Origin of the sequence: Cognatishimia activa, from assembly GCF_017798205.1 — a bacterium.
GTDB classification, from domain to species: Bacteria; Pseudomonadota; Alphaproteobacteria; order Rhodobacterales; family Rhodobacteraceae; genus Cognatishimia; species Cognatishimia activa_A.
The window spans coordinates 637,632-664,452 of sequence record NZ_CP060010.1 but is presented as its reverse complement, the minus strand read 5'-3'; the positions used below and the strand labels follow the sequence as shown (position 1 = coordinate 664,452).

Below are 26,821 nucleotides of genomic sequence, written 5' to 3'. Positions count from 1 at the left end.
GTCACCTAAAGTTGTTGAGCTGTTCTATACACCCATAGGCTGTTGAATCCGCGACGGTTTCTGCTTTGCAGGCTGATTCGTTTCTGGTATCCTGCCAAAAAAATGAGGCAGGAAACGAGCAATGGGAACGGGCTTTTTGGGCACGTTCGTCATCTCCTGGTCGCAAACAGAGCTGGATGGTCTTCGGGCTGCACCCATAAGTGCCGTGCAAAAAGGCGCAGTGTGGTCCTGGAACGGAGAGACAGTCCGCGTTGATGGCCCATCGGGCCTATTGCGCTTGGAGCAAGGCGAAGGTGAGGCGATGTTACGCCGCAGGGCCGCGCGCATGGTGCGCAAGATGGTCGGTGCGGCTTTGACGCATACCTCTGATCTGAACAAGGTTGATATCGAAGAGCCGATGCTGGACGACAGTTTCGTCGTCACCGATGGCTCAGAGACCTATACAGTCACCTTGATTGAGGTCGCTGGCAAACAGCCGCTTTTGATGTTCATCGATGAGATCCCGCCGAAGGGCCGCGATCTTTGGGTCGTGTATCATGCGCTCAACCGTGGTCGTGATGCGCAGCCCGGCGATGATCCCTCGCAGATGATTTGTTTCGCACCCGGCACTCTGATCTCGACGCCCTATGGCGCACGCCCGATTGAAAGCCTGCATGAAGGCGATCTGGTGCATACCAAAGACAATGGCACGCAAGAGGTGCAATGGATCGGCTCGCGCCGCATGACCGGTGCGCGTCTGTTCACATTTCCCAAGCTGCGCCCGATCCGCGTGAAGTCAGGCGCCTTGGGGTCTGGTGAACCGCAGGGCGATCTTATTGTGTCTCCGGACCACAAATTTGTGGTGCGCGGGGACGTGGCCCGCGATCTGTTCAACACGCCCGAGGTTCTGGTCTCGGCCAGTGAATTGGTCAATGGCACCAGCATCGCGACAGATTTCGCGATGCGCGAGGTCACCTATATGCACCTGATGCTGGAGCGTCATGAGATCATCTTTGCCAATGGCGTGGAAACCGAGAGCTTCCATCCGGCAGACGCCAATATGAGCGTTCTGGATGAAACGGATCGCAGGCGTCTCGAGGCGCTGGATCCGGCCCTTGTGGATCAGCCTTATGCCTTTGGAGACCACGCGCGGCGTCAGCTTTCTGCAAGTGAAGCGGCAATTCTGCGTCACGACGTGGCATAAAGCCTGCTCACCCCTGTTGACTCCCAATAAATCAGGCGTATAAGCCGCCATTCATTGGTGTTGGTGGCCCTCGCAAGAGGATCCCTGTCATCCCGGCAAAATCCGGGAAGAGGACAACGCCCTTCGAAAACCTGAACGAAGGAGATCAGCAGATGACAAAAAGAACTGCTGCCAAGTACAAAATTGACCGCCGGATGGGCGAAAACATCTGGGGTCGTCCAAAATCCCCAGTAAACCGTCGTGAATACGGCCCAGGCCAGCACGGTCAGCGCCGCAAAGGCAAAATGTCTGACTTCGGCCTGCAGCTGCGCGCAAAGCAGAAGCTGAAAGGCTACTACGGCGACCTGACTGAAAAGCAATTCCGTCGCATCTACGGCGAAGCTGAGCGTGTAAAAGGCGATACCGGTGAAAACCTGATCGGTCTGCTGGAGCGGCGTCTGGACGCGGTTGTTTACCGCGCGAAATTCGTTCCTACCGTTTTCGCGGCACGTCAGTTCGTGAACCACGGCCACGTCGAAGTGAACGGCAAGAAAGTGAACATCGCATCTTACCGTGTTAAAGAAGGCGACGTGATCTCTGTGCGTGACAAGTCCAAGCAACTCGCAGTCCTGCTGGAAGCGGTTCAGCTGCCAGAGCGCGACGTGCCTGACTACATCGACGCGGACCACTCCAAAATGACCGCGACCTTCGTACGCGCACCAGGCCTGTCTGACGTTCCATACCCAGTGATGATGGAACCAAACCTGGTTGTTGAATATTACGCGAAGAACTAATCCTTCGCATATATCAGAAAAAAGAAACCGCGCTGGGATGCCAGCGCGGTTTTTTTCGTTTTTGGATGCGTATGTTTTACGCGGCAGCTTTGACCGGCTTCGGGGCCATGCTGCGCAGGACCACAAAGCCAAGGATGCCCGAGAGCACAGAGCCAAAGATCACGCCCAGACGTACAGCGTTCATCGCGTCATCTGCACCAAAGGCCAGCGAGCCGACAAAGAGGCTCATGGTAAAGCCGATACCGGTCAGGCAGGCGACGCCATAAAGATGCAGCCAGTTGATGCCTTCGGGCAGCTTCGCAATGCCGCTTTTCACAGCGATCCACGTCGCGGCCACAACGCCGATCTGCTTACCAAGGAAGAGGCCAGCCGCGATGCCGAAGGTCAGAGGCTGGGTCAGGTCGCTGACCGACAGACCGGTGAGGCTCACACCCGCGTTGGCAAAGGCAAAGATCGGCAGGATCATGTATGCCACCCAAGGGTGCAGCGCGTGCTCGACTTTATAAAGCAGCGCCTTGTCGCCGTTCTTTTCCTTGAGCGGAATGGTGAGGGCGATCAAAACGCCTGCCAAGGTCGCGTGGACGCCTGATTTCAGCACAAAGACCCACATGATCACGCCTATGATGATGTAGGGGGCAATCCTTTGGATCCCCATGCGGTTCAGGGCAACCGCTGCCGCAAAGCCCAGCATCGAGAAGGTTAGCGCGTTGGTCGAGAGTTCCGACGTATAAAAGATCGCGATGATGATGATTGCACCAAGGTCGTCGATGATCGCTACTGCCAGCAGGAACACCTTGAGTGCGACCGGTGCGCGGGTGCCCAGAAGGGCCAATACACCCAGTGCAAAGGCAATGTCTGTCGCCGCAGGGATCGCCCAGCCCACAAGGTTCTCTGGTGTGCCCCAGTTGATCGCTACATAGACCAGACCGGGTACGGCCATACCGCCGATAGCGGCAAAAATCGGCAGGATCGCTTTGTCAAAACTCGAGAGCTCGCCAAGCAGGACCTCTCGTTTGATTTCAAGACCAATGAGGAAGAAGAAGATCGCCATAAGGCCATCGTTGATCCACAGAAGAGCGGGTTTTGAGATCTCAAACGACCCGATCCCAACGCGGATATTGGTGTCCAACACCGAGGTATAGAGCCCCGCCAAACCGGTGTTTGCAAAGATCATCGCAAGCACCGCGACGCCCATCAATACCAGTCCCGCACTGGCCTCCATTTGCATGAATTTTTGAATACGAGAGAGTGCCTTTTCCATGTCCATCCCAAGTTGAGTTTCCTAGGGGTGATATGGGTCAAAAAGGCAGGTTTTCAAAAGAAATCGGGGTAAAAACCGCAGTTTCCGACAGTTTTTGTCATAAACGGGGCTGTTTCATCATCTCAGAGCCTAAGGAATGGGCACTTGCGGGCGAAATCTTTCAATTTGTGTCATTCAGTTGACCGGCGGGTGTATTAAGTTTGCCGCAAAAAATGTCGCAGAGCTTCTCTTCACGCCGAATTGGCATTTCCTATGTCTCGGCTGCGCTCTACAACAAGGGCGAATGTGAGGACGTGTTATGACACAGATCAACGTGCAGCCTGGGATCATGGAAATCGCGCTTTATCAGGGCGGTCAGTCGGCGCTTGCCGGCGTCACCGAGGTGGTAAAGCTCTCCAGCAACGAAAACCCATATGGACCAAGCGAGGCGACCAAAGCAGCTTTCGCGCAGTCCGGTCTGGCGTTGCATCGATATCCTGGCACGGATCACGCGGGGCTCAGGGCTGCGATTGCCGAAGTGCATGGGCTGGATGCCGAGCGGATCGTCTGTGGCGTGGGCTCGGATGAGGTGCTGCAATTCGTGGCACAAAGCTTTGCGGGCCCCGGTGATGAGATCATTTACACCGAGCATGGGTTTTCCATGTATCCGATCCTGGCGCATGCCTGTGGCGCGACCCCGGTGAAGGTGGCCGAGAAAGAGCGCGTCGTAGATGTGGATGCGATCCTCGCGGCCTGTAACGCCAAGACGCGGATCGTTTTTATCGCGAACCCCGGCAACCCGACCGCGACGATGTTGGCGGCGGATGAGGTTGCGCGGTTGGCGGATGGGCTCCCTGCGGGCGCCCTGTTGGTGCTGGACGGCGCCTATGCCGAGTTCGTCGAGGGCTATGATGGCGGCGCGGCTTTGGTTGAAGCGCGGTGTAACGTGATCATGACGCGGACGTTCTCCAAGATCTACGGTCTTGGCGGTTTGCGGATCGGTTGGGGCTATGCGCCAAAAGAGATCATTGATGTGCTAAATCGCGTGCGTCAGCCTTTCAACCTCTCGGACGTACAACTGCAAACCGCAGAGGCCGCTGTGCGCGACCAAGAGTTCATGCGCTGGTGCCGAAGCGAAAACACGCGTCTTGGCGCGTGGCTGAGCGAGGCTTTGCGCGCGGCAGGCTTAGAGGTCGATGAAAGCTACACGAACTTCATTCTGGCGCGCTTTGCGTCACCCGAAGAAGCGGACGCCTGCGATGAAGCCTTGAAAGCCGAGGGCATTCTGGTGCGCAAGGTCGCAGGTTACGGTCTGCCGAATTGTCTGCGCATCACCATTGGCGATGAGCGCGCCTGTCGGCGTGTGGCCCATACCGTGAAGCAATTCAAGGGGGTGGATGCATGACACAGATTTACAATCGTGTTGCGCTGATTGGATTGGGTCTTATTGCGTCCTCCATGGCTTGGGGGATCAAACGTGGTGGTCTGGCGGCCGAGGTGACAGGCTATGCCCGCTCGGCCGAAACGCGTGAGACGGCGCGGGAGATCGGCCTGTGCGATCAGGTTTTTGACAGCGCTGCCGAGGCGGTCAAAGACGCCGATCTGGTGGTGCTCTGTGTGCCTGTGGGTGTCATGGGCCAAGTCGCCGCCGAGATTGCTCCGCATCTGAAGGATGGGGCGACTGTGTCCGACGTAGGTTCTGTGAAACGGCAGGTGATCGCAGATGTTGCGCCGCATTTGCCAGATTCCGTTCATTTTGTTCCAGCCCACCCGCTAGCGGGGACTGAGCATTCTGGCCCGACGTCTGGGTTTGCCGAGCTCTTTGACAATCGCTGGTCGCTGATCGTGCCGCCAGCGGAGGCGGATCGCGCCGCGGTCGATAAGGTGATCGCCTTTTGGGAAGGGCTTGGCTCAAATGTCGAGGAGATGGATCCAGATCACCATGATCTCGTTCTGGCCGTAACCTCGCATACGCCGCACCTCATCGCGTACACGATGGTCGGCGTTGCCGATGACCTGCGTCGAGTGAGCGAAAGCGAAGTCATCAAATACTCAGCCTCTGGTTTCCGCGATTTCACGCGGATTGCGGCCTCGGACCCGACGATGTGGCGGGATGTGTTCCTGAACAACAAGGACGCCACGCTAGAGATCCTTGGGCGTTTCACCGAAGAGCTCTTTGCATTGCAGCGTGCGATCCGTCGGGGCGACGGGGATCACCTTCACGACTATTTTACACGCACGCGGTCTATTCGCCGTGGTATTATCGAAGCTGGGCAAGACACCGATGCGCCGGATTTTGGGCGCGGAAAGGCAACTTAAATGCGCGTAAAGACAGGGCTTTTGGCCTTGTTGGTGACAGTGACAATGGCGCAGGCCAATGCGCCATATACGTCTCTGCGTCCTGTCGCGCGGGAGGATGTGTTTCCGGTGGCTTTGCCGACTTTCGCGCCAGATCGCTCGCTCAGGCCGATGCTTCGGCCGGGGTCCGCCTATGTGGCGAAACGCCCGTCGGTGAAAGAGCCTGAGGCGCCAAAGCGCGCGACCTCGACGCGGGTTGGGCGCGTTTGTGGGGATCGCAAGATCCAAGGGCTAGAGATCGGCAATGTGCCCGGGAAATTGCCGGGCTGTGGCATTCGTAATGCGGTGAAGGTCTATGAGGTTGCGGGGGTGAAACTCAGCACACCTGCCTCGATGAATTGCGATACGGCCAAGACGTTTAGGTCCTGGGTCGAAGGCGGTATGGCGCGGGCGGTGCGGCCGATGCGATCTGAAGTCGAGGAACTCAAGATCGTGGCGGGCTATTCCTGCCGGACGCGGAACCATAAGCCGGGGGCGAAGATTTCCGAGCATGGCAAGGGCAAGGCCATCGATATCGCAGAGTTCCGCTTTGAGAATGGCGAGGTGATTTCGCTGATCGAACATTGGGGTTCCGGGCGTAAAGGGCGGGTTCTGCGGGACCTGCATAAATCGGCCTGTGGGCCCTTTGGGACGGTTCTGGGGCCAGAGTCAGATCGCCACCACCGCGATCATTTCCATTTTGACACAGCGAACCATCGGGGTGGGGCTTACTGTCGGTAAGCCCATGGCACGGCTTAGCGCAATGTCAGCTTGGGGGCTGTGCCGACGGGGATGATGCCAACCAAGGCCGCGCCATTGGCGAACCTCAGCGTTACATCGATGTCATCGCGCGATCCCGAGAGGCTGGCGAGCAGCGCCATGACCGGTTCAGCCGTGTCCAGCGACGCCGAGGCCACCTGACCACTCTCGCGCAGCATCGCCATCATGTCGCGCCAGTTGTTCAGCCTAAGAGTGGCCTCGCCAGTCGGTGAGCCGACCTCATCCATTGTCAGGTCGGCAGCCATCTGGAAGGACAGGTCTCCCCACGCGGCCTTCGCAGTGCGGATCGTGAGGGTGGTTGGTTGTGGGCGACGGTCCTCCAGGGCGCGCAGGTCCCATGGGCGGTCAAACCCGACCTGCATGTCCAGATCCATGGCGCTCATCTTGGCCGGCAGAACCGAGGTTTTGAGGAAGCTCGGCGGGGCGACGCCCTCTGCTTGATAAGCGAAGTCATAGAGGTTTTCAGCCCCTTCGACCGCGCGCACAGCCATGCGCAGGCTATCGGCTTGCATGCTCCAACCGGCATCGGACGAGATCGCCAATGTCTCGCTTGCAAAGTTGCTGCGCTCTACAGGCAATGAGGCCTCAGGCGCGACCACCAAGGACGCCTGCATCTTGGCAGAGGTCACGGTCAGCTTTTCCTGCGGCGTCGAAATCACCTGCTCGTTTGGCCAGACCGCAATCACATGATTGGGCCGATAGCTGAGCGCCAAAAGTTGAAAGAACGGCGCGGTCCAGGCTAGACCGGTGTCTGGATCGGCCAAAGCGATTTCGGTGAAGCTGGCATCAACGCGGTTGGGGAAACCGCCGACGGACAAATCGCTATAGTCCGCCTGCCAGCCCTCGATCTCGCGCGCCTGAAACCAGGACTCAAGCCCTGCTTTCGTCCCTGACGAGGCCACGAACCAATAGCCCGACCACGCCAATGTCAGGGTCACGATCAGGTAAAGCAATGGTCTCATGTCGGCGGCCTTTTCTCTTCGTCGCTTTGGTGTTTAAACACGCAGATAGGAATAGGCCAGTGATGGGGCAAGAATGACGCTTTGGGTTTTCGGGTATGGGTCGCTTTTGTGGAACCCAGGCATTGATGTGGCCGAGCAGGTCGTGGCGACGTTGCCCGACTGGCACCGCAGCTTTTGCATGTCCTCGATCCACCATCGTGGCACCGATGAGCATCCGGGGCTGGTCCTGGCGCTGGACGCCGCGGACGGCGCGGTCTGTCACGGGGTGGCGTTTCGGGTGACCCCCGGGAGCGAAGAGGCCGCGCTGGCGGAATTGCGGGAACGGGAACTCGTGTCTTCGGCCTATCTGGAAACCAATCTGATGATTGATCTCGCCGATGGGCGGCGCGTGCAGGCCGTGACCTATGTGATCGACCCAAACCATGTGCAATATGTGCATTTGGATCTGGAAGAGCAGGCGCAGATTATCTCGACCGCTGTCGGGGGACGCGGTCCCAACACGGAATATCTTTACAATACCGCCGCGCATTTGACCGATCTGGGCATTGAGGACGCAGATTTGAACTGGTTGTCGACCCGTGTGCGTCAGTTGGCCAGTTAATTGCGCAATAAACCAATAATCCTTGGCAGGATGCTGCGCGCGCAGTAGGGTGTCGGCAGAAAAGAAACAGTGTCAGGAGCCGCCTCTATGGAGCTGCCAGACCGCGAGGCCGAGCCACAATTCTCGCAACCGATTAGCCAGATCTTCTCGATGCTGGCCGTTTTGGCGTTAACTGCTGTCGGCAGCTACATCGCCCTGCCGCGGGTATTGCCGGTCTTTATCGCCAATCCCTGGTTTAACGGGGTCATCGTTTTTGTCTTTCTGATCGGGGTGTTCGCTTGTTTTTGGCAAGTGATTTCAATGATTTCCTCGGTGCGCTGGATCGAAGGCTTTGCGGCGCAGATCCCCGGACACGATATGTTCCAACCGCCTCGACTGCTCGCGCCTCTGGCGTCTTTGCTGCGGGCGCGTGGGGCGCAGAGCCAGATCTCGACGGCCTCGACACGGTCTATTTTGGACTCGGTCGGCACGCGGGTCGATGAGGCGCGGGAAATCACGCGTTATATTACCGGCTTGCTGATTTTCCTGGGGCTTTTGGGCACGTTTTACGGTCTCGCGACCTCGGTTCCGGCGATTGTGGAAACCATCCGCAGCCTGACGCCCAAGGATGGCGAGACCGGTGCGGATGTTTTTGTGCGCCTTCAAAGTGGCCTTGAAGAACAAATGGGCGGCATGGGGATTGCCTTTGCCTCGTCCCTGCTGGGTCTGGCGGGGTCGCTGATTGTTGGGCTGCTTGAACTCTTCGCGGGCCACGCACAGAACCGCTTTTACCAAGAGATGGAAGAGTGGCTGTCGACGATCACCCGCGTCGGCTTTTCTTCGGGCGACATGGACGGCTCTGGTGAGGCGTCGATTTTTGGCGAGGCGCTCGAGCATATGATCCTGCAGATGGATCGGCTTCAGACGACCTTCGCGGAATCTGAAGAGCGGCGCACTGTCATCGAAAATCAGATCGGAGACCTTGCGAATTCGCTGAACCAACTGACCGCGCAGATGAGCCGTGACGGTGGTGCGGGTACGGCGATGATCCGCGTGGCTGAGGGGCAGGAACGCTTGATCGCGACCTTGTCTGAGATGCATCAGGGCGAAGGTGTGGATGCCGAAAGCCGGATGCGTCTGCGGTCGATCGACGTTCAGATGTTGCGTATTCTGGAAGAAATCAGCGCGGGTCGCCAGGAAAGCATGTCCGAGATCCGTCAGGACCTGAATGCATTGACACAGGCCATCGGCGTCTTGTCGCAGTCGAGCAAAGGCCGACGCCGGATCCACCCGGGGCAGGACGACTAAGTCATGGCTCTGTCGCGGCGCACTGGTCAACGTTTTCAGGCTCAGATCTGGCCCGGCTTTGTGGATGCGATGACGGGGCTGTTGCTGGTCCTGATGTTCGTTCTGACGATTTTTATGGTGCTGCAATATGTGCTGCGGGAAACCATCACAGGGCAGGAAAACCAGCTTGGCGAGCTTTCGGCGGAACTCTCAGCCTTAGCGCAGCAATTGGGTCTGGCGCGGGATCGCAACCGCGATTTGGAAGCGCAGATTGGTACGCTGGAATCCACGCTGTCGGATGCACAGGCTGAGGCCGAAACCAACGCATTGCTCATTGCGTCCCTGATTTCGGAACGCAACGACGCGCGCGACCAACAGGTGGCCTATGAGGCGCAGATCACGGCCTTTGAAGCGCAGGTCGCCGCCCTCATTGCGCAGCAGAACGAAGCCAATATCGCGATTGAAACGCTTGAAGGCGAAAAGGCCGAATTGCTGACCCAGCAAGAGGCGATGAACCTTGCATTGGCGCAGGCGCGCGATGAGATTGACGCGCAAGCGGAAGCCGCGCGACTGGCGGCGGCACAGCGTGAGGCGCTGGAGACGTTGATTGCGCAGCTCGAGGCCGAGGCTTCGCAGGATGCGGACGCAAGTGCGGCATTGGCGGCGCGGATCGAGGAATTGCAGGCCGAGCTAAGCCAAGAGGAAATCGCGAAGCTAGCCGAGGCCGCGGCTGCAGAGGAATTGCGCAAACGGCTGGAGGAGGCGGATGCCGAGCTGACCTCGCTGACGCTCGCGTTGGAAGAACAACGTAAGGCGGCGGAAGATACTCTGACCCTTTTGGCAGCGGCTGAAAAGGCGCGCGAAGATCTGGATCTGAAACTGGCGGCGGCGCTGGTGAAGGAAGAAGATCTGGAAAGTCAGCTGACCAAGGCTTTGCTGACGCTTGAGACAACGCAAGGGGAATCCGAGAAGACGCTTGAGGAACTGGCGGCGACATTGCTGCGCCTTGAGCAGGCCGATCAGACGGGCGAGTCTCTGACGCAGGATGTGGCGCGGTTGCAGACGGATTTGACGGCGGCGTTGGCCAATCTGGAGCAGGCGCGGAATGACCGGCTATCGACGGAAAATGAGCTGGCATCCGCGACGGCGCAATTGACGGCGGCCTTGCTGCAGGTCGATCAGAACACGGTCACGATAGAGGATCTTGAGGCGCGGTTGGCAGCAGTGACGGCGAGCCTTGCGGCATCCGAAGCCAATGAAAGCGTCAGCCAAGAGCAACTGGCCGCGACCCGTCAGGCTTTGGCCGAAACACAGGCGCAATTGGCGCGGACAGAGACACAATCCACAGACACGCGCACGGAATTGGAAGGTCGGCTCGCGGATTTGAACGCGCGCTTGGCGGCGCTTGAGGCATCAGCGGCGGCGCGCGATGCGGAACTGACGGCGGTGAACGCGGATCTGGAAACGCGCCTGCAAGAGGCCTTGGCCGCCCAGCTGGCTGCGGAAAATCGCGCGACGGCGGCGGAGCGCAGTGGTGAGACTTTGGCGGGGCAGGTGGCGTCGCTTGAGGAACAGTTGACGGCGGCTTTGGTGGCGCAGCAATCGGCGCAGGACGCGGGGCAGACTTCGGATGATCTGCGCAAGGCGTTGGAAGAGGCGATTGCGCAACGGCTGGCGTCTCAGAACACGGTCGAGAATCTTGAGGACCGTCTGGCGGCAGCTTTGGCGGAACGGATTGCGATTGAGCAAAACATCGAGCTGTTGACCAATGAGCAGGCCGATCTGAAAGAACAGCTCGCGCGCGCCTTGGCGGCACAGGAAGCGGCTGAACAAGCGGCGTTGGATCAGGAAGAGATACAGCGTCAGCTCGCAGCGGCGATTGCAGCGCGTGAAGCCGCTGAGAATGCGGCGGATACCACTCTGACGGCAGCAGAGGAGCGTGAACGTCTGTTGGCGCTTGCGAACCAGGCGCTGGAGGATGAGCGCGCGCGGGCCACGGAGGGCGAGAAACAAGTGGCCCTGTTGAACCAGCAGGTTCTGGAGCTGCGCCGTCAGTTGAACCAGTTGCAGGGTCTATTGGATGAAAGCCTTGAGCGCGATGCTGAGGCTCAGGTGCAACTGGACACGCTTGGGCGCGATTTGAACGCAGCGCTGGCGCGCGCGGCGGCCGAAGAGCGCCGTCGTCGTCAGCTTGAGGAAGCAGAGCGTAAGCGGTTGGAAGAAGAAGCCGCGCGTCTGGCGGCTGAGGCCGAGGATCTGGAACGCTATCGGTCTGAGTTCTTTGGCCGGATGCGTGATCTCTTGGGCAACCGCCAAGGGGTTCAGATCGTGGGCGACCGCTTTGTGTTCTCGTCCGAGGTTCTGTTCCCACCCGGTGGCGCTGAGATGAGCGGCGAGGGTGTGGCGCAGATTGCCCGCGTGGCGAGCCTGTTGCAGGATGTGGCGGATCAGATCCCGCCGGAAATCGACTGGGTTTTGCAGGTCGATGGTCACACCGACGATATTCCGATCCGCAATAACCCTGAGTTCGCGGACAACTGGGAACTGTCACAGGCGCGCGCTTTGTCTGTGGTGCGCCTTCTGTCTGAGCAAATGGGCCTGCCGCCGAGCCGCCTGTCGGCCAACGGGTTTGGGGAATATCAGCCGATTGATACGGCCAATACCCGCGAGGCGCGGGCCAAGAACCGCCGCATCGAGCTGAAGTTTACTGAGAAATGATTATTGATATTTGGCGGATGTGATGAATTCGCCAAAGCTCTCGCACCAGACGACAACGGTGGTGTAGTCGCTGACGTTCACGCCCTGCGGAACGTCCACGAGAAAGCCGCCAAAGCTTTTGATGTCGCCAACGAGGGCCGCTTCGGATTTGATCGGATTAAACTCGTCTTCGTGTTCAACGAAATCCTTGGTCAGATAGAGTTTATAGTCCGGTCCCGGCGCCATTTTGCCTTCGTGAACGATGCTTTCTGCCGTCACGGATACTTTGCCTTCGCCCCAATGTAGGAAGTCGCTGCCGCGCAGATCGCGGGTGAATTCCGCCGAGAAGAGTGCCGCTTGGGCCTTTTCCTCAAGCATATCCGCGTCGGGCGAGGGCGGGGCAGTCAGGATGGGGAGCAGGTATATACCAAGTGCAAAGCCGACGGCCAGAGCTCCGGCGTGGGTGAATAGCAATAGTAGTCTTTTGAACATGGTAATCCCTCGTGACTGATATGAAGTGAGGGTGGGCGAGATGCTGCGATCTGTCCAGTGTTTTGCGTCGGGTATCGGGGGGCTCGCAAAGCAAAGCCGCGCAGCTCTTGCGAGCTGCGCGGCGGTTGCGTTTTGTGTCTGGCGTTACTCCGCCGTCAAAAGCGGTGGCTTGTCGCCTGCGATGCGCGGTTTTTCCGGGCCATCGAGTTTCAGGTGCAATTCGCCTGCTTTGACCGTGACTTTCACCAGACCACCTTTGGCCAGCTTGCCAAAGAGCAGCTCTTCGGCGAGTGGCTTTTTGATGTGTTCCTGGATCACACGGCCCAGCGGACGCGCGCCCATCTTGTCGTCATAGCCCTTGTCCGCCAGCCATTCGGCGGCTTTTGGCGTGAGCTCGATATGGACGTTGCGGTCCATGAGCTGGGCTTCAAGCTGCAGCACGAATTTCTCGACCACCTGCAGGATCACCGACTTTGGCAGAGGTGCAAAGCTGATGACCGCATCCAGACGGTTGCGGAATTCCGGCGTGAAGGTGCGTTCGATGGCCGCCGTATCCTCGCCTTCGCGACGGTCGCGGCCAAAGCCGATGGCCGCCTTGGCTTGCTCGGTCGCACCCGCGTTGGAGGTCATGATCAGGATCACATTGCGGAAATCCACCGTGCGCCCGTTGTGGTCGGTCAGCGTGCCGTGGTCCATCACTTGCAGGAGGATGTTGTAGACGTCTGGGTGTGCTTTCTCGATCTCATCGAGCAGCAGAACACAATGCGGATGCTGATCCACGCCGTCGGTCAACTGACCACCCTGATCGAACCCAACATAGCCCGGAGGCGCGCCGATCAGGCGAGAAACCGCGTGTTTCTCCATGTATTCGGACATGTCAAAGCGCAGCAGCTCTACACCCAGCGTGTCCGCCAGTTGTTTCGCGACCTCGGTTTTACCTACACCGGTTGGACCGGCGAAGAGGTAGTTGCCGATGGGCTTTTCAGGCTCGCGCAGGCCCGCCCGCGCCAGTTTGATGGCAGAGGACAGCGCCTCGATGGCGGTGTCCTGACCAAAGACCACGCGTTTGAGCGTTTTCTCGAGATCCTTGAGCACCTCGGCATCGTCCTTAGAGACATTCTTCGGCGGGATGCGGGCGATTTTCGCCACAACCGCTTCGATTTCCTTGGTGCCGATGGTCTTGCGCCGTTTGGAGGCCGGGACCAGATGCTGCGCCGCGCCCGCTTCGTCGATGACGTCGATGGCTTTGTCGGGCAGCTTGCGGTCGTTGATATAGCGATCAGACAGCTCGACGGCGGTTTTGATCGCGTCGGCTGTGTATTTCACCGCGTGGTGATCCTCGAAGTATTCCTTCAGACCTTTCAGGATCTTGATGGTGTCGGGCACAGAGGGCTCGTTCACGTCGATCTTTTGGAAACGACGGGACAGGGCGCGGTCTTTCTCAAAGTGCTGGCGGAACTCTTTATAAGTGGTGGAGCCCATGGTGCGCAGCTTGCCGCCCTGCAGCGCAGGTTTCAGCAGGTTGGAGGCATCCATCGCGCCGCCAGAGGTGGCGCCCGCACCGATCACCGTGTGGATTTCGTCGATGAACAGAACGGAATCTGGGTGATCCTCAAGCTCCGTCACCACGGCCTTCAGGCGTTCCTCAAAATCACCGCGATAACGGGTGCCCGCCAAAAGTGCGCCCATGTCGAGCGAGAAGATGGTGGTGGAGGCGAGAACCTCGGGTGTTTCGCCATTCACGATGCGATGGGCGAGGCCCTCGGCGATGGCGGTTTTGCCCACGCCTGGATCACCGACCAGAAGCGGGTTGTTTTTGCGGCGGCGGCAAAGGACTTGGATGCAGCGTTCGACCTCGTGGTCGCGGCCGATCAGAGGATCCACGTCGCCCTTGCGGGATTTCGCGTTGAGATCGACGCAGTATTTTTCCAGCGCGCTCTCTTTTTTGTCGGGCTCGGATTTGTGCGAGGTTTGCAGCCCCTCATCCTCGTCCTCTTCATCAGAGCCGGTGATTGGGCGGCTTTCGCCGAAGGCCGGATCCTTGGCCACGCCATGGGCGATATAGTTCACCGCGTCATAGCGGGTCATATCCTGTTCCTGCAGGAAGTAGGCTGCGTTGCTTTCGCGCTCGGCAAAGATCGCGACCAGAACGTTGGCGCCGGTGACCTCGGTGCGGCCTGAGGATTGCACGTGGATCGCGGCGCGTTGGATGACTCGCTGGAAGGCGGCGGTTGGCACGGCCTCGGATCCTTCGATGTCGGTCACAAGGTTGGACAGATCCTCATCGATGAACTCGATCAGCGTTTGGCGCAGTTCGGTGACATCGACGCTGCAGGCCTGCATCACTCGCAGGGCGTCCGGTTCGTCCAGAAGGGCGAAGAGAAGGTGTTCCAGGGTGGCAAACTCGTGCTTGCGCTCATTGGCTTGCGCCAGCGCTGCATGGATCGCCTTTTCCAAAGTGGTCGAAAATGAAGGCACTGCTCGAACTCCTTCCGCTAGGTGCTTTGGGCCGCGTGGGTCATTGGGCAACGGCCACGCAAAGTTTAAACCCGATACTCTTAAAGTTTGGTCGATCTAGGCCCGGCTTCAAGGCTTTTCTGGAATTTAGTGCTCACATTTTGCGTGAGGCGCGTGTGCTAGGCGACAAAATGGCCAAAAACGCGCTTGCTCTAGGTTGCACTCAATTGGCGGCAGCCGGGGCAGGGTGCCGACGTTATTGTCTTATATATAAGGCTGACAGAGGTTTTGCGGAAAGGCAACAACCGCAGGGTTAAAGAATTGCTCAGAAATTGTCTTTTCTTTTTCGCACTTCGGCGAAGACAGCGTCTGGATCTGCGCCCGACAGACCGACGGTGGCCTGCACTTCGGGGCTGGTGCTGCGCAGGAAGGGGTTTGTTGCCAGTTCGTCTGATAATAGCGAGGGCACGGTGGGATTGTTTGCCGCTCGGGCCTGTTTGACGGCGGCGACACGATTCTGGAGCGCCTCATTGCCGGGCTCAATGGACATCGCGAAGTCTGCATTGTCTGCGGTATATTCATGGCCGGAATAGATGACCGTGTCTGCGGGCAGGGCAGACAATGTGGTCAGTGTGTCGTACATCTGGGCCGGAGTGCCTTCGAACAATCGCCCACATCCGAGTGCCATAAGGCTGTCACCCGAAAACAGGGCGTTTTCGCTGGGCATATAAAACGCAACATGTCCGACCGTGTGGCCGGGAACGTCGATCACCTGAACCTCGCGGCCAAAAAGCTCGAAGGACTCGCCCGTGCTGACCTCTTGCGCGAGGGGTGGCAAGCGATGCGCGTCTTGGGCGGCGCCTATGATCTTCGCGTCAAACTCAGAGGAAAGAGCCGCCGCCCCGTCGATATGGTCCCAATGATGGTGGGTCAGAAGGATCACGTCCAGACCCCAGCCGCGGCGTTTCAACTCGGCCGAGATGCCATCGTCTTCGGGGGCGTCCACAAGCGCGGTTTGGCCTGTGTCGGTGTCATGGATCAGGAAATTGTAGTTGTTCATCGACCCGGTCAACGTGGGCAGCGTTACGATTTCCAGCGGCATGGCGATCTCTTCTTTTGGAATTCTTGGGTTTCACCGGTTCACACATCGCGGAAACCCATTATGTTGAAGCCAGTTATTCAGATTGGGCGCTTTGGTGCAATGCATCTTGATGTGAAAGATCTGCGGAATTTCTACTATCGAAGCACCCTCGGGCGCGCGGCCCAAAAGGCTGTGCGGGACGAAGTTCTGAAACTCTGGCCGACCGCCAAAGGGCAGACCGTCGTGGGCTTTGGGTTCGCGGTGCCTTTGCTGCGTCCGTATTTGCCCGAGGCGCGTCGTGTGATCGGCTTGATGCCGGCGCCTCAGGGTGTGATGCCCTGGCCCGCGGGGATCCCGAATGTCTCGGTGCTGTGTGAAGAAACTGAGTGGCCGATTGATACGGGGCGGATCGACCGGCTTGTCATGATGCATGGACTCGAGAACAGCGAAAGCCCGAGTGAATTGTTGGAGGAAGCGTTCCGCGCTTTGGGGCCCGGCGGTCGTGCGCTCTTTATTGTGCCGCATCGCTCTGGGCTTTGGTCGCGGTCCGATCGCACGCCCTTTGGATATGGGCGGCCCTATTCCACCAGCCAGCTTGAGGCGCAGCTGAAGCGTCACGGGTTTACACCGGAACGTCATCGCACGACGCTGTATCAGCCGCCGAGCCACAAGAGGTTCTGGCGTAAGACCAGCCGTGTTTGGGAAAACACCGGACAAGCTTTGTCGCCGGTTCTGGCCGGTGGTGTTTTGATGGTTGAGGCGAGCAAACGCATGAAAGCGCCCAGCGGCGGCGTGGCCGAAGCGGTGCGCAAGCCGCTCGAGATCTTGGCGCCCAAGCCAGAAGTTGCGGCGATCCGATCAAAGTGCAGGTGAGCGCAAACAAACGCGATCCAAATCGGAAAATTTCGCCGAGAGAATCGCCTTTTGACCCGATTTTTGTGCGAAATTTTCTTAACAAAAATCAGTCAAAGGGTCGCACCTGCGTCAACGCCTTAAAAACTTAGTGTTTTTCTCGTTCGCTGCAGAAGCGAAACAATATTGCGAGCTTAGGACTCCTCTGATACACCCCGCCAAGATTTCAACGTTCTGATTTGCGTCGGAACGACTAACGTCCTCGGAGGCTGCATACAGCGGTATACCGAGGCCAAATATCGGAAGGGTGGACGTGTCCGAACCAGCTTCGATTTCACAAGGCATCGCCGCGCGCTATGCCACTGCGGTTTTCGAGATCGCAAAAGAGTCCAAAGGTGTTGCTAAGCTCGAAAAAGGCATTGATGCCTTGAGCGCAGCCCTGGAAGACAGCGCAGACCTGCGCGAGTTGATCAATTCCCCGGTGTATTCCCGTGACGTACAGGGCAAGGCCATTGCAGCGGTTGCTGCGAAAATGGGCTTGGACGATGTGCTCACCAACACCCTGAGCTTGATGGCGGAGAACCGTCGTCTGTTCGTTCTGCCTCAGCTGGTTGCGCGCCTGCGTGATCTGGTGGCAGAGGACAAAGGCGAAGTGACCGCAGATGTCACCTCGGCCAAGGCTCTGACGAAGACTCAATCTGACAAACTGGCCAAGACGCTCAAAGAGCGCGTTGGCAAGGATGTCAAAATTAATGCGACCGTTGATGAATCTCTCATCGGCGGTCTCGTCGTTAAGGTGGGCTCGAAGATGATCGACACGTCGATCCGCTCCAAGCTCAATTCCCTTCAGAATGCAATGAAAGAGGTCGGATAATGGGTATCCAAGCAGCCGAAATCTCGGCAATCCTGAAAGACCAGATCAAGAACTTTGGTCAGGAAGCCGAAGTTGCCGAGGTTGGCCGTGTGCTTTCCGTCGGTGACGGTATCGCCCGCGTTTATGGTCTGGACAATGTTCAGGCGGGTGAGATGGTCGAATTCCCTGGTGGTATCATGGGGATGGCTCTGAACCTGGAAAGCGACAACGTTGGTGTTGTTATCTTTGGTTCCGACCGCGACATTAAAGAAGGTGACACTGTAAAGCGCACCAACTCCATCGTTGACGTTCCAGTTGGCCCAGAGCTGCTGGGTCGCGTTGTCGACGGTCTGGGCAACCCGCTGGACGGCAAGGGCCCAATCGACGCCAAAGCACGTAACGTTGCAGACGTTAAAGCGCCTGGCATTATCCCACGGAAATCTGTGCACGAGCCAATGGCGACCGGCCTGAAATCCGTTGACGCGATGATCCCAATCGGCCGTGGCCAGCGTGAACTTATCATTGGTGACCGTCAGACCGGTAAAACCGCGATTGCTCTGGACACCATCCTGAACCAGAAATCCTACAACGACGCAGCCGGCGACGACGACAGCAAGAAGCTGTTCTGCGTCTATGTTGCGGTTGGCCAAAAGCGCTCCACTGTTGCGCAGCTGGTGAAGAAGCTGGAAGAGTCCGGCGCGATTGAATACTCGATCGTTGTGGCAGCGACCGCATCTGACCCTGCACCAATGCAGTTCCTCGCACCTTACGCGGCGACTGCGATGGCGGAATACTTCCGTGACAACGGCAAGCACGCTCTGATCATCTATGATGACCTGTCCAAACAAGCGGTTGCGTATCGTCAGATGTCCCTGCTGCTGCGTCGCCCACCGGGCCGTGAAGCGTATCCTGGTGACGTTTTCTATCTGCACTCCCGTCTGCTGGAGCGCTCCGCGAAGCTGAACGAAGACTTCGGCGCAGGCTCTCTGACCGCGCTGCCAGTCATCGAAACCCAAGGTGGTGACGTTTCCGCGTTTATTCCAACCAACGTGATCTCGATCACCGACGGTCAGATCTTCTTGGAAACCGAACTCTTCTACCAAGGTATCCGCCCAGCGGTGAACACCGGTCTGTCGGTTTCCCGTGTTGGTTCCTCGGCACAAACCAAAGCGATGTCTTCTGTTGCAGGTCCAGTTAAACTGTCCCTCGCTCAGTATCGTGAGATGGCAGCCTTTGCTCAGTTTGGTTCTGACCTTGACGCCGCAACTCAGCAGCTGCTGAACCGTGGTGCGCGTCTGACCGAGCTGATGAAACAGCCTCAGTACTCGCCACTGACCAACTCTGAAATCGTCTGCCTGATTTTCGCAGGTACCAACGGTTACCTCGACACTGTCGACGTGAAAGACGTTGGCCGTTACGAGCAAGGCCTGCTGGCGCACCTGCGTGGCAAGCATGCTGACCTGCTCGCGTGGATCACTGAAGAAGATCAGAAAATCAAAGGCGACGCCGCAGACAAGATCAAAGCAGCGCTCGACGAATTCGCCGCAGACTTCGCATAAGGAGTTCAGACCATGCCTAGTCTGAAGGACCTTAAAAACCGGATCGACAGCGTGAAAAACACGCGGAAGATCACAAAAGCCATGCAGATGGTTGCCGCGGCGAAACTTCGCCGCGCGCAGGAAGCTGCCGAGGCGTCGCGTCCCTACACAGAACGGTTCAACGCCGTTCTGGGTGGTCTCGCGGCCTCTGTTGGCGGTTCCGACTCTGCACCAAAGCTGCTTTCGGGCACCGGTTCTGATCAAACCCACCTTCTGGTGGTGATGACGGCAGAACGTGGCCTCTGCGGCGGCTTTAACTCAAACATCGCCAAACTGGCGCGTGCGAAAGCCGAAGAGCTGACTGCTGCGGGCAAGACCGTCAAGGTTCTGACCGTTGGCAAAAAAGGCCGTGACGCAATCAAACGCGATCTGGGCGACAGCTTTGTTGGCCATGTGGACCTGACCGAAGTCAAAAACGTCGGCTATGACAACGCGCAGGACATCGCGCGGGACATTCTGGCACGCTTTGACGGCGGCGAGTTCGACGTTGCGACGATCTTCTACGCGAAGTTCGTGAACGTCGTTTCTCAGATCCCAACCGCTCAGCAAATCATTCCTGCGGCCTTTGAGGCGGCAGAGGATGAAGGCGCAAGCACTCTGTATGACTACGAGCCAAGCGAAGAAGCCATTCTGGCCGACTTGCTGCCGCGCGGCGTCGCAACACAGATCTTTGCGGCTCTGCTGGAAAATGGCGCGTCAGAGCAGGGTGCTCGGATGTCCGCAATGGACAACGCGACCCGCAACGCTGGCGACATGATCGACAAGCTGACCATCGAGTTCAACCGCTCGCGTCAGGCTGTGATCACCAACGAGCTTATTGAAATTATCTCGGGCGCTGAAGCGCTCTAAGAACCGGAGACGTAACATGGCAAATGCAAAAGGTAAGGTGACACAGGTCATCGGCGCCGTTGTCGACGTTCAGTTCGAAGATTCCCTGCCGGAAATCCTGAACGCTCTGAACACAGACAACAATGGAAAGAACCTGGTTCTGGAAGTATCCCAGCACCTGGGCGAAAACACTGTTCGCTGCATCGCGATGGACGCGACCGAAGGTCTTGTCCGCGGCGCAGAGGTCACCGACACCGGCGGCCCAATCACCGTTCCAGTTGGTAACGCGACCCTGGGTCGTATTCTGAACGTTGTTGGCGAGCCTGTGGACGAAGGTGCGCCAATCAACGCAACCGAATCCCGCGCGATCCACCAGCCGGCGCCTGCTTTCGAAGAGCAGTCCACCGCGTCTGAGATCCTCGTGACCGGCATTAAAGTTATCGACCTTCTCGCGCCTTACGCGAAGGGTGGTAAAATTGGCCTCTTCGGTGGTGCGGGTGTTGGTAAAACCGTTCTCATCATGGAACTGATCAACAACATCGCGAAAGTGCACTCTGGCTTCTCCGTATTCGCGGGTGTGGGCGAGCGTACACGTGAAGGTAACGACCTGTACCACGAGATGATCGAATCCAACGTTATTAAGCCTGACAACCTCGAGGAATCTCAGGTTGCGCTGGTTTACGGCCAGATGAACGAGCCTCCAGGTGCGCGTGCACGTGTTGCTCTGACAGGTCTGACCCTGGCGGAACAGTTCCGTGACCAATCCGGTACCGACGTTCTGTTCTTCGTCGACAACATCTTCCGCTTTACCCAAGCGGGCTCCGAGGTGTCTGCGCTTCTGGGTCGTATTCCTTCCGCGGTGGGCTACCAGCCAACCCTCGCAACCGACATGGGTGCGATGCAGGAACGGATTACCTCCACCAAGAACGGTTCGATCACTTCGATCCAAGCGGTTTACGTTCCAGCGGACGACTTGACCGACCCTGCACCAGCAACCACCTTTGCGCACTTGGATGCGACCACGGTTCTTAACCGTGCGATCTCCGAGCTGGGCATCTACCCTGCGGTTGACCCACTGGACAGTTCCAGCCGTCTGATGGACCCAGCCGTTGTGGGCGAAGAGCACTACAACGTGGCCTTCGAGGTTCAAGGTATCCTGCAGCGTTACAAATCCCTGCAAGACATCATCGCGATCCTCGGCATGGACGAACTGTCTGAGGAAGACAAGCTGACCGTTGCGCGTGCGCGTAAGATCCAGCGTTTCTTGTCTCAGCCGTTCGACGTTGCGAAGGTCTTCACCGGTTCCGACGGTGTTCAGGTTCCTCTGGAAGACACTATCGCGTCTTTCAAAGCGGTTGTTGCCGGCGAATACGATCACCTGCCAGAAGGCGCCTTCTACATGGTTGGCGGCATCGACGAAGTGATCGCGAAAGCCGAAAAAATGGCTGCGGAAGCTGCTTAATCAAGAGATCCGGCTCTGCGCCCCGTGTGCAGAGCCTCTCTGAAAGGAGGCCTCAATGGCAAACACCATGCAATTTGATCTGGTCAGCCCGGAACGCGCGCTTGCATCCCTGCAAGCCTCTGCCGTGCAGATCCCAGGTGCAGATGGTGACATGACCGCGATGCCTGATCACGCACCAACCATCACCACCCTGCGCCCAGGCATCCTGAGCGTAGAGGCAGAGGGCGGAACTCAGTCCTATGCTGTGACCGGTGGTTTTGCGGAAATCAACGCAGAAGGCACGTCCGTTCTGGCCGAGCAAGCCATCCCAACTGGCGATGTCACAGCCGAGCTGATCGACGGTCTGATCGCAACAGCAGCAGCAGCGGCGGAAAGCGCCTCTGCAGAAACCAAAGACGCGGCGGCCAAAAACCTCGCGGACATGGAAGCGCTGAAAGCGGCTCTAAGCATCTGATTTTGCTAAATTTCAAGAGCGGGCCTCGTGAGCATTCACGGGGCCCGTTTCTATTTACACGGGTATGAAAAACAGGCTAAATCTCCCCTAGTTTGTGGGGACGAACATGAAAAAACTTCGAGGCAAGACCTTAGGCATAGACCAGGGCGAAGAGCAGCTGTTTTCCGACTATGACACCGGCGGCGACATGTGGGTCAGTTCTGGTCCACGCGAACGGCGCAAGCGCGTGAAATTCAGCGAAAATTACCTTAGCACACCTGCGGTCCATGTGTCCTTGTCACTCTGGGACGTCAGCAATGGCGCGAACCTGCGCGCGGACCTAACAGCGGATAGTGTCGATGAAACGGGCTTCGATCTGGTCTTCAAGACCTGGCAGGACACACAAGTCGCCCGCGTCCGCATGAGTTGGATCGCCTTTGGCGAGGTCGAAGACGAGGACAACTGGGACGTCTAACGCCCGCTTTTTTCTCTTGCCAGAAATATCCGGGGGGCGGAAATCACAGATTTCCGTGGGGGGCAGAGCCCCCCGTGAAAGGCTTTAGGTGAAAAGCCCTTCGTAAGAGGCCTCAAGCGTCTCTGTTTCAAACAAAGAGCTGACCGATGCGCCATTCCAGATGTTCAGGATCGCATGCGCAAAGATCGGCGCGGTCGGCAGAACGCGGATATTGCTGCAGGCTTTGACAGGCTCGGTTGGCTGGATGGTGTCCGTGATCACGAGGCTTTTCATCACGGATTTGGTGACGCGGTCGACAGCTGGCCCGGACAGAACGCCGTGCGTGATATAGGCATGCACTTCGGTTGCGCCGTGCTCCAGAATAACTTCAGCCGCTTTGCACAATGTGCCTGCCGTGTCGCAGATGTCGTCCACGATGATACACTTCTTGCCGGTCACATCACCGATCACGGTCATTTCCGCAATCTCGCCGGGCTTTTCGCGACGTTTGTCGACGATCGACAGCGGCGCGTTGATCCGCTTCGCCAGCTCACGTGCGCGCGCCACGCCGCCCACGTCAGGGGAGACGATCATGATGTCGTCCATATTGCCCTTGAATTGATGCATGATGTCCAAAGCAAAAACAGGTGAGGCATAGAGGTTGTCCACCGGAATATCGAAGAAACCCTGAATCTGCGCAGCATGTAGGTCCATGGTCAGAACCCGCTCCACACCGGCTTCGACCAGCATATTGGCCACCAGTTTCGCCGAGATCGGTGTCCGCGCCTTGGCACGACGGTCCTGACGGGCGTAGCCAAAGTAAGGTATTACTGCGGTGATGCGCTTGGCCGATGACCGGCGCAGCGCGTCGGACATGATTAAGAGCTCCATCAGATTGTCATTGGCCGGGTTGGATGTCGGCTGAATGATGAACATATCCTCGCCGCGGACGTTCTCGAAGACTTCAACGAAGATCTCGCCGTCGTTGAACCGTTCGACCCGCGCGTCCACCAGTCCCAAATTGCGATGAATGGACATGCGGCGCGCGATGGATTTGGCCAAAGGCTGGTTCGCATTTCCGGTGATGAGTTTGGGTTCCATGGTGGTGGGCATAGAGGCAGTTCCCCGAGGTCGGATGACAGATTCGTGACGTTGCGCACGCCTTAACATGTGGTTAGCTTTTGGCAAAGGTGACTGCGCTAACAGGAGGGTCAAATGCCACATATCGACTACTATTTCGCGACGATCTCGCCCTATACCTATCTTGCCGGGACACGGCTTGAGGAAATTGCCGCCAAACACGGGGCGACGATTACGTACAAACCCGTCGATATTCTGCAGCAATTTGCCCGCACCGGAGGACAGCCTCCCAAGGATCGCCATATCTCGCGGCAGGAATACCGTGCGCAGGAACTGCCGCGTCAGGCTAGAAAGCTGGGTATGACCTTTAACCTCAAGCCCGCGCATTGGCCGACCAATATGGCGCCGTCCTCTTATGCTCTGATCGCAGCGCAAAATGCGGGCGGAGGCGACCTTGGCGCGCTGACCCATGCCTTCACCCGCGCGGTTTGGGCTGAGGAAAAGAACATCGCCGAGGATGATGTGATCCGCGAATGCCTGGCGGCGGCGGGTTTTGATCCTGCTTTGGCAGAAAGCGGCCTTCTGGAAGGCGCGGAAACCTATGCGCAGAACCTTGAGGATGCCGTGAACGCAGGTGCCTTTGGCGCGCCGTTTTATGTGGTGGATGATGGCGCGCGCTTCTGGGGGCAGGATCGCCTTGAGGATCTCGATCTGCATCTGTCAGGCAAACTCTAAAGGTTTCCTCACATGACAACGCCCTTTGTCCGGACCTTCGGAGACGGCCCGGTCCCTGTCTTTGCGCTGCATTGCTCTCTGGCCCACTCCGGGTCTTGGGGCGGGGTCGCGATGGCCTGTGATCCCTATGTGACGATGCAGGCCATGGACCTGCCCGGGCATGGCAAAAGCCCGCAACCTACGCGACCGGAAGAGGCTGCTGAACTGGCGGTGGCTTGGGCGGCTGAGACGATTGAGACTCCGATGCATCTCTTTGGGCATAGCTTCGGAGCCTATGTCGCTCTGCGCCTTGCTGTTGAACGTCCCGAAAAGGTGCTGAGCCTGTCGCTTTATGAACCAGTCTTCTTTGCCGCCGCACGAGAGTTTGACCCAGAGGTTTATGCGGCGCGGTTTTCTGAAATGGCAGAGCTGGATGATCTCATGGCCGCGCAGGACTATGAGGGCGCGGCCAAGCGGTTTGTGCAGGATTGGGGCGGGGGCTTGCCTTGGGAGATGCTGCCGGAGGAGATGCGCAAGATGATGGCTGCAGGAATGCCTCTGGTGGTCGGGGCAAATGAGGCTTTGATTGAAGACAGCGCAAATGTTTTGACTCGTGTACCAGAGATTTCGGTGCCGACGCTATTAATGGATGGGGCCGAGAGCCACCCAATTGTGAGGCCCATTCAGGATTCTCTGGCGGAAAAGATTGCGGGTGCGAAAAGACAGACCTTGGCGGGCGTGGGGCATATGGGGGTGATTTCACATCCCAAGGATGTGGCCGCCGCCTATCTGGCGCATATTGGGATGGGGGCTTAGGGGCTTTGCCCATGCGCTGTTTGCTAAACAACAGTCGGCTCGGAACCGACCGTTGGGAATATTGCGGCGTATGCAAGTCCGAATGAGGCAACTCGGATACGGTCGTTTGCAATTAATTTGTGGAGTTGTCATTGCTTCACGCTTCAATGGCGCGGTGTCTTGGGGTAGAGAGCCGATTTGATGACTGATGCCTAAGACCGTTGCTAGAAACGCCAATTGGCTCAGCGGATCCTTTGGGGATCATTTTTGTCTTGTTTCAATCCCCGAATATCCGCGAATTTGCGTATTCGATCGCTTTATCAAGCATGGAATTCAGGCTTCGCAACTCCGGCGTTGCGAATTCATTGTGAAATCCGTCTGCAACTTCAACCGCCTTAGGCCAAAGCTGTTCGTGCAAATCTTTGCCCACGGAAGTGAGCGCAAAAAGCGAGGCGCGGCCATCGTTGGGATCGCTTGTTCTTACGATCATGTCTTTCATTTCTGCGGCCTTGAGAAGCTTGCTCGTGCGCCCCGGATCAAGAGAGAGCTTGCGGCTTATTGTTTTGTGGTTTGTTTGCCCGTGCTCTCTCAGCAAACAAATCAACCGCCATTCGCCGATATGAACACCTGACCCCGCGAGCACTTTGCGCGACGTTATGAGTTCCATTTTGGAGGCAAGCCTTTGCACCCGATAATGCAACAGCTTTTCAAGGTCCATTTGAGTGTCGAGGTCGGGGGCAGAAAGCTCGTTAGTCATGCCGAAACATATATCAGCTCGCTGCGGTGAAATCAATTAGTTGCCATGGCAACAAAAATACCGTAAATAAGATTCGACGACCAAGTGAACCGGTCGATCAGGGAGGAAATTATGAAACACTTCTTTAAGGCCGCGACCATTGCGGCCGTTGTTGCTGGCGGTGCATCTGCTGATGAGCTTATTCGTGCGCAGGTGAGTGCGCCCGGTGCGACGGCGTATATTGTCACCACACACTTGGCGAATGTTTTGAAGCAGCGCCATGGATATGATGTTGAGGTTGCCACGGGTTTTCCCGGTGTCCGCAGCCAGGTGAACAACGCAAAAGGCGAGGCTGATCTTTCACTCTATGCACCGGCTTTGGCGTTCTTCTTGAACAAGGGCATTGCAATGTATGGCAATGTCGAAAATCACGCTGAACTCGCGGCTGAACTGCGTCCTTTGCTTACTTACAAAGGCGACATGTTCACCTTCGGCACTTATGACTCCAGCATCAAAACGCTGGCGGACATCGAAGGCAAGCGCGTGTTTCTTGGCCCCAAAGGTGCAGCTCTTGTGCGCATCAATGGTGGTTTGATTGAGGCCGCGACTGGCCTTGTTGCTGGTGATGACTATGAGTTGGTCCATGTCGACTGGCCGGGTTCTACTGCTCTTTTGCAGGATGGCTCCGTGGATGTTCTGTTCCAACTTTGTGCGCCGGGCTGTGCAGCATGGACAGAGCTGTCATCTGGGCGTGATGTGACCTTTGTCGGCTATACAGACGAAATGATGGCCAACGAAGACTTCCAAAAGCAAATGAAATTCCCTGGTCGGACCACCACGACAATCGAGCCGGGAACTTGGGGTGACGGCCAAGCGAACAGTGAAGCGGTGAATGTCATCACGGAATTCGCGGGTCTGACGGCAAATGCCAACATGAGCGATGACGTTGCTTACAACCTGGTCAAAGCATTTTGGGAAACCCAAAGTGATCTGGCTGAAATTGCACCATTCGTCGGCGACTTTAAGATCGAAGACGCCACCTTTGGCATGATCAATCAGATCCATCCTGGTGCAGCAAAGTACTACACCGAGCGCGGTGTGGCACTTCCAGGTCAATAAACACGCCTAGCCCACCCGTGCTTTGCGG

General features: G+C 57.6%; 25 protein-coding genes. 18 read left to right on the top strand and 7 right to left on the bottom strand.

What is annotated here, in order from left to right; genetic code table 11:
• Positions 1-121: 121 nt before the first annotated feature.
• Both HZ995_RS03140 and rpsD read left to right on the top strand, forming a co-directional pair.
• Positions 122-1,183 carry a Hint domain-containing protein gene (locus HZ995_RS03140; RefSeq protein ID WP_209357229.1) on the top strand — a complete coding sequence of 354 codons (1,062 nt, stop codon included), beginning with the start codon at positions 122-124 and terminating at the stop codon, positions 1,181-1,183.
• A gap of 152 nt (positions 1,184-1,335) precedes the next feature.
• Entirely contained in the window at positions 1,336-1,956 is a 621-nt protein-coding gene (rpsD, locus tag HZ995_RS03135; protein ID WP_209357228.1) for a 30S ribosomal protein S4, read from the top strand.
• Positions 1,957-2,032: 76 nt separating this feature from the next.
• On the opposite strand, the gene nhaA is transcribed toward rpsD, so the two are convergent.
• Positions 2,033-3,217: a Na+/H+ antiporter NhaA gene (gene nhaA, locus HZ995_RS03130; protein ID WP_245168733.1), complete on the bottom strand. Its 1,185-nt coding sequence runs from the start codon at positions 3,215-3,217 to the stop codon at positions 2,033-2,035.
• A gap of 298 nt (positions 3,218-3,515) precedes the next feature.
• On the opposite strand from nhaA, the gene hisC reads away from it, so the two are divergent.
• Genes hisC through HZ995_RS03115 form a run of 3 tightly spaced genes read left to right on the top strand, consistent with a single transcriptional unit; the run spans position 3,516 to position 6,274 of the window.
• On the top strand, positions 3,516-4,601 hold the full coding sequence (gene hisC, locus HZ995_RS03125; RefSeq protein WP_209357226.1) for a histidinol-phosphate transaminase: 1,086 nt from the start codon (positions 3,516-3,518) through the stop codon (positions 4,599-4,601).
• Positions 4,598-5,515 carry a prephenate/arogenate dehydrogenase family protein gene (locus HZ995_RS03120; protein WP_209357225.1) on the top strand — a complete coding sequence of 306 codons (918 nt, stop codon included), beginning with the start codon at positions 4,598-4,600 and terminating at the stop codon, positions 5,513-5,515. The genes hisC and HZ995_RS03120 overlap by 4 nt, the downstream gene beginning before the upstream one ends.
• The gene (locus tag HZ995_RS03115; RefSeq protein ID WP_209357224.1) at positions 5,516-6,274 is read left to right on the top strand and encodes an extensin-like domain-containing protein; all 759 of its coding nucleotides are present in this window, start codon (positions 5,516-5,518) and stop codon (positions 6,272-6,274) included.
• A 14-nt stretch (positions 6,275-6,288) separates the two neighbouring features.
• On the opposite strand, the gene HZ995_RS03110 is transcribed toward HZ995_RS03115, so the two are convergent.
• Positions 6,289-7,275 carry a DUF2125 domain-containing protein gene (locus HZ995_RS03110; RefSeq protein WP_209357223.1) on the bottom strand — a complete coding sequence of 329 codons (987 nt, stop codon included), beginning with the start codon at positions 7,273-7,275 and terminating at the stop codon, positions 6,289-6,291.
• 73 nt (positions 7,276-7,348) lie between these two features.
• Between HZ995_RS03110 and HZ995_RS03105 the strand changes: the two genes are divergently transcribed.
• The 3 genes from HZ995_RS03105 to HZ995_RS03095 all read left to right on the top strand — a co-directional run bounded on the left by HZ995_RS03105 (position 7,349) and on the right by HZ995_RS03095 (position 11,860).
• The gene (locus HZ995_RS03105) at positions 7,349-7,876 is read left to right on the top strand and encodes a gamma-glutamylcyclotransferase (RefSeq protein WP_209357222.1); all 528 of its coding nucleotides are present in this window, start codon (positions 7,349-7,351) and stop codon (positions 7,874-7,876) included.
• Between the two features lie 87 nt (positions 7,877-7,963).
• Positions 7,964-9,163, top strand: coding sequence for a biopolymer transporter ExbB (locus tag HZ995_RS03100; protein ID WP_209357221.1), 1,200 nt, complete (start codon positions 7,964-7,966; stop codon positions 9,161-9,163).
• A gap of 3 nt (positions 9,164-9,166) precedes the next feature.
• Complete coding sequence (locus tag HZ995_RS03095; RefSeq protein ID WP_209357220.1) at positions 9,167-11,860, top strand: peptidoglycan -binding protein; 2,694 nt, start codon at positions 9,167-9,169, stop codon at positions 11,858-11,860.
• On the opposite strand, the gene HZ995_RS03090 is transcribed toward HZ995_RS03095, so the two are convergent.
• The 3 genes from HZ995_RS03090 to gloB form a co-directional block, all read right to left on the bottom strand.
• Positions 11,861-12,331: a DM13 domain-containing protein gene (locus tag HZ995_RS03090; RefSeq protein ID WP_209357219.1), complete on the bottom strand. Its 471-nt coding sequence runs from the start codon at positions 12,329-12,331 to the stop codon at positions 11,861-11,863. It lies immediately after the preceding gene.
• A 144-nt stretch (positions 12,332-12,475) separates the two neighbouring features.
• Complete coding sequence (gene clpA, locus HZ995_RS03085; RefSeq protein ID WP_209357218.1) at positions 12,476-14,809, bottom strand: ATP-dependent Clp protease ATP-binding subunit ClpA; 2,334 nt, start codon at positions 14,807-14,809, stop codon at positions 12,476-12,478.
• A 304-nt stretch (positions 14,810-15,113) separates the two neighbouring features.
• Complete coding sequence (gloB, locus tag HZ995_RS03080) at positions 15,114-15,890, bottom strand: hydroxyacylglutathione hydrolase (RefSeq protein WP_209357217.1); 777 nt, start codon at positions 15,888-15,890, stop codon at positions 15,114-15,116.
• Positions 15,891-15,989: 99 nt separating this feature from the next.
• Between gloB and HZ995_RS03075 the strand changes: the two genes are divergently transcribed.
• The 7 genes from HZ995_RS03075 to HZ995_RS03045 all read left to right on the top strand — a co-directional run bounded on the left by HZ995_RS03075 (position 15,990) and on the right by HZ995_RS03045 (position 22,370).
• Positions 15,990-16,742 carry a methyltransferase domain-containing protein gene (locus HZ995_RS03075; protein WP_209358139.1) on the top strand — a complete coding sequence of 251 codons (753 nt, stop codon included), beginning with the start codon at positions 15,990-15,992 and terminating at the stop codon, positions 16,740-16,742.
• 292 nt (positions 16,743-17,034) lie between these two features.
• Positions 17,035-17,595, top strand: a complete 561-nt coding sequence (locus tag HZ995_RS03070) for a F0F1 ATP synthase subunit delta (RefSeq protein WP_209357216.1) — start codon at positions 17,035-17,037, stop codon at positions 17,593-17,595.
• Positions 17,595-19,133, top strand: coding sequence for a F0F1 ATP synthase subunit alpha (gene atpA / locus HZ995_RS03065; protein ID WP_209357215.1), 1,539 nt, complete (start codon positions 17,595-17,597; stop codon positions 19,131-19,133). The genes HZ995_RS03070 and atpA overlap by 1 nt, the downstream gene beginning before the upstream one ends.
• A 12-nt stretch (positions 19,134-19,145) precedes the next feature.
• Entirely contained in the window at positions 19,146-20,021 is an 876-nt protein-coding gene (locus HZ995_RS03060) for a F0F1 ATP synthase subunit gamma (RefSeq protein ID WP_209357214.1), read from the top strand.
• Between the two features lie 16 nt (positions 20,022-20,037).
• Entirely contained in the window at positions 20,038-21,462 is a 1,425-nt protein-coding gene (gene atpD, locus HZ995_RS03055; protein WP_209357213.1) for a F0F1 ATP synthase subunit beta, read from the top strand.
• 55 nt (positions 21,463-21,517) lie between these two features.
• On the top strand, positions 21,518-21,916 hold the full coding sequence (locus HZ995_RS03050; RefSeq protein WP_209357212.1) for a F0F1 ATP synthase subunit epsilon: 399 nt from the start codon (positions 21,518-21,520) through the stop codon (positions 21,914-21,916).
• A 106-nt stretch (positions 21,917-22,022) separates the two neighbouring features.
• Complete coding sequence (locus HZ995_RS03045) at positions 22,023-22,370, top strand: H-type lectin domain-containing protein (RefSeq protein WP_209357211.1); 348 nt, start codon at positions 22,023-22,025, stop codon at positions 22,368-22,370.
• A gap of 84 nt (positions 22,371-22,454) precedes the next feature.
• Here HZ995_RS03045 and HZ995_RS03040 read toward each other — a convergent pair whose 3' ends face one another.
• Complete coding sequence (locus HZ995_RS03040) at positions 22,455-23,462, bottom strand: ribose-phosphate pyrophosphokinase (protein ID WP_209357210.1); 1,008 nt, start codon at positions 23,460-23,462, stop codon at positions 22,455-22,457.
• Positions 23,463-23,564: 102 nt separating this feature from the next.
• Between HZ995_RS03040 and HZ995_RS03035 the strand changes: the two genes are divergently transcribed.
• Together HZ995_RS03035 and HZ995_RS03030 are read left to right on the top strand one after the other, a co-directional pair.
• Positions 23,565-24,164 (top strand): 2-hydroxychromene-2-carboxylate isomerase, encoded by a 600-nt coding sequence (locus HZ995_RS03035; RefSeq protein WP_209357209.1) that lies wholly within the window; start codon positions 23,565-23,567, stop codon positions 24,162-24,164.
• A gap of 12 nt (positions 24,165-24,176) precedes the next feature.
• The gene (locus HZ995_RS03030; protein WP_209357208.1) at positions 24,177-24,959 is read left to right on the top strand and encodes an alpha/beta fold hydrolase; all 783 of its coding nucleotides are present in this window, start codon (positions 24,177-24,179) and stop codon (positions 24,957-24,959) included.
• 256 nt (positions 24,960-25,215) lie between these two features.
• Here the strand turns inward: HZ995_RS03030 and HZ995_RS03025 are convergent, their stop codons facing one another.
• Positions 25,216-25,656: a MarR family winged helix-turn-helix transcriptional regulator gene (locus tag HZ995_RS03025; RefSeq protein WP_209357207.1), complete on the bottom strand. Its 441-nt coding sequence runs from the start codon at positions 25,654-25,656 to the stop codon at positions 25,216-25,218.
• Positions 25,657-25,806: 150 nt separating this feature from the next.
• Between HZ995_RS03025 and HZ995_RS03020 the strand changes: the two genes are divergently transcribed.
• Entirely contained in the window at positions 25,807-26,793 is a 987-nt protein-coding gene (locus HZ995_RS03020; protein ID WP_209357206.1) for a TAXI family TRAP transporter solute-binding subunit, read from the top strand.
• Positions 26,794-26,821: the final 28 nt, after the last annotated feature.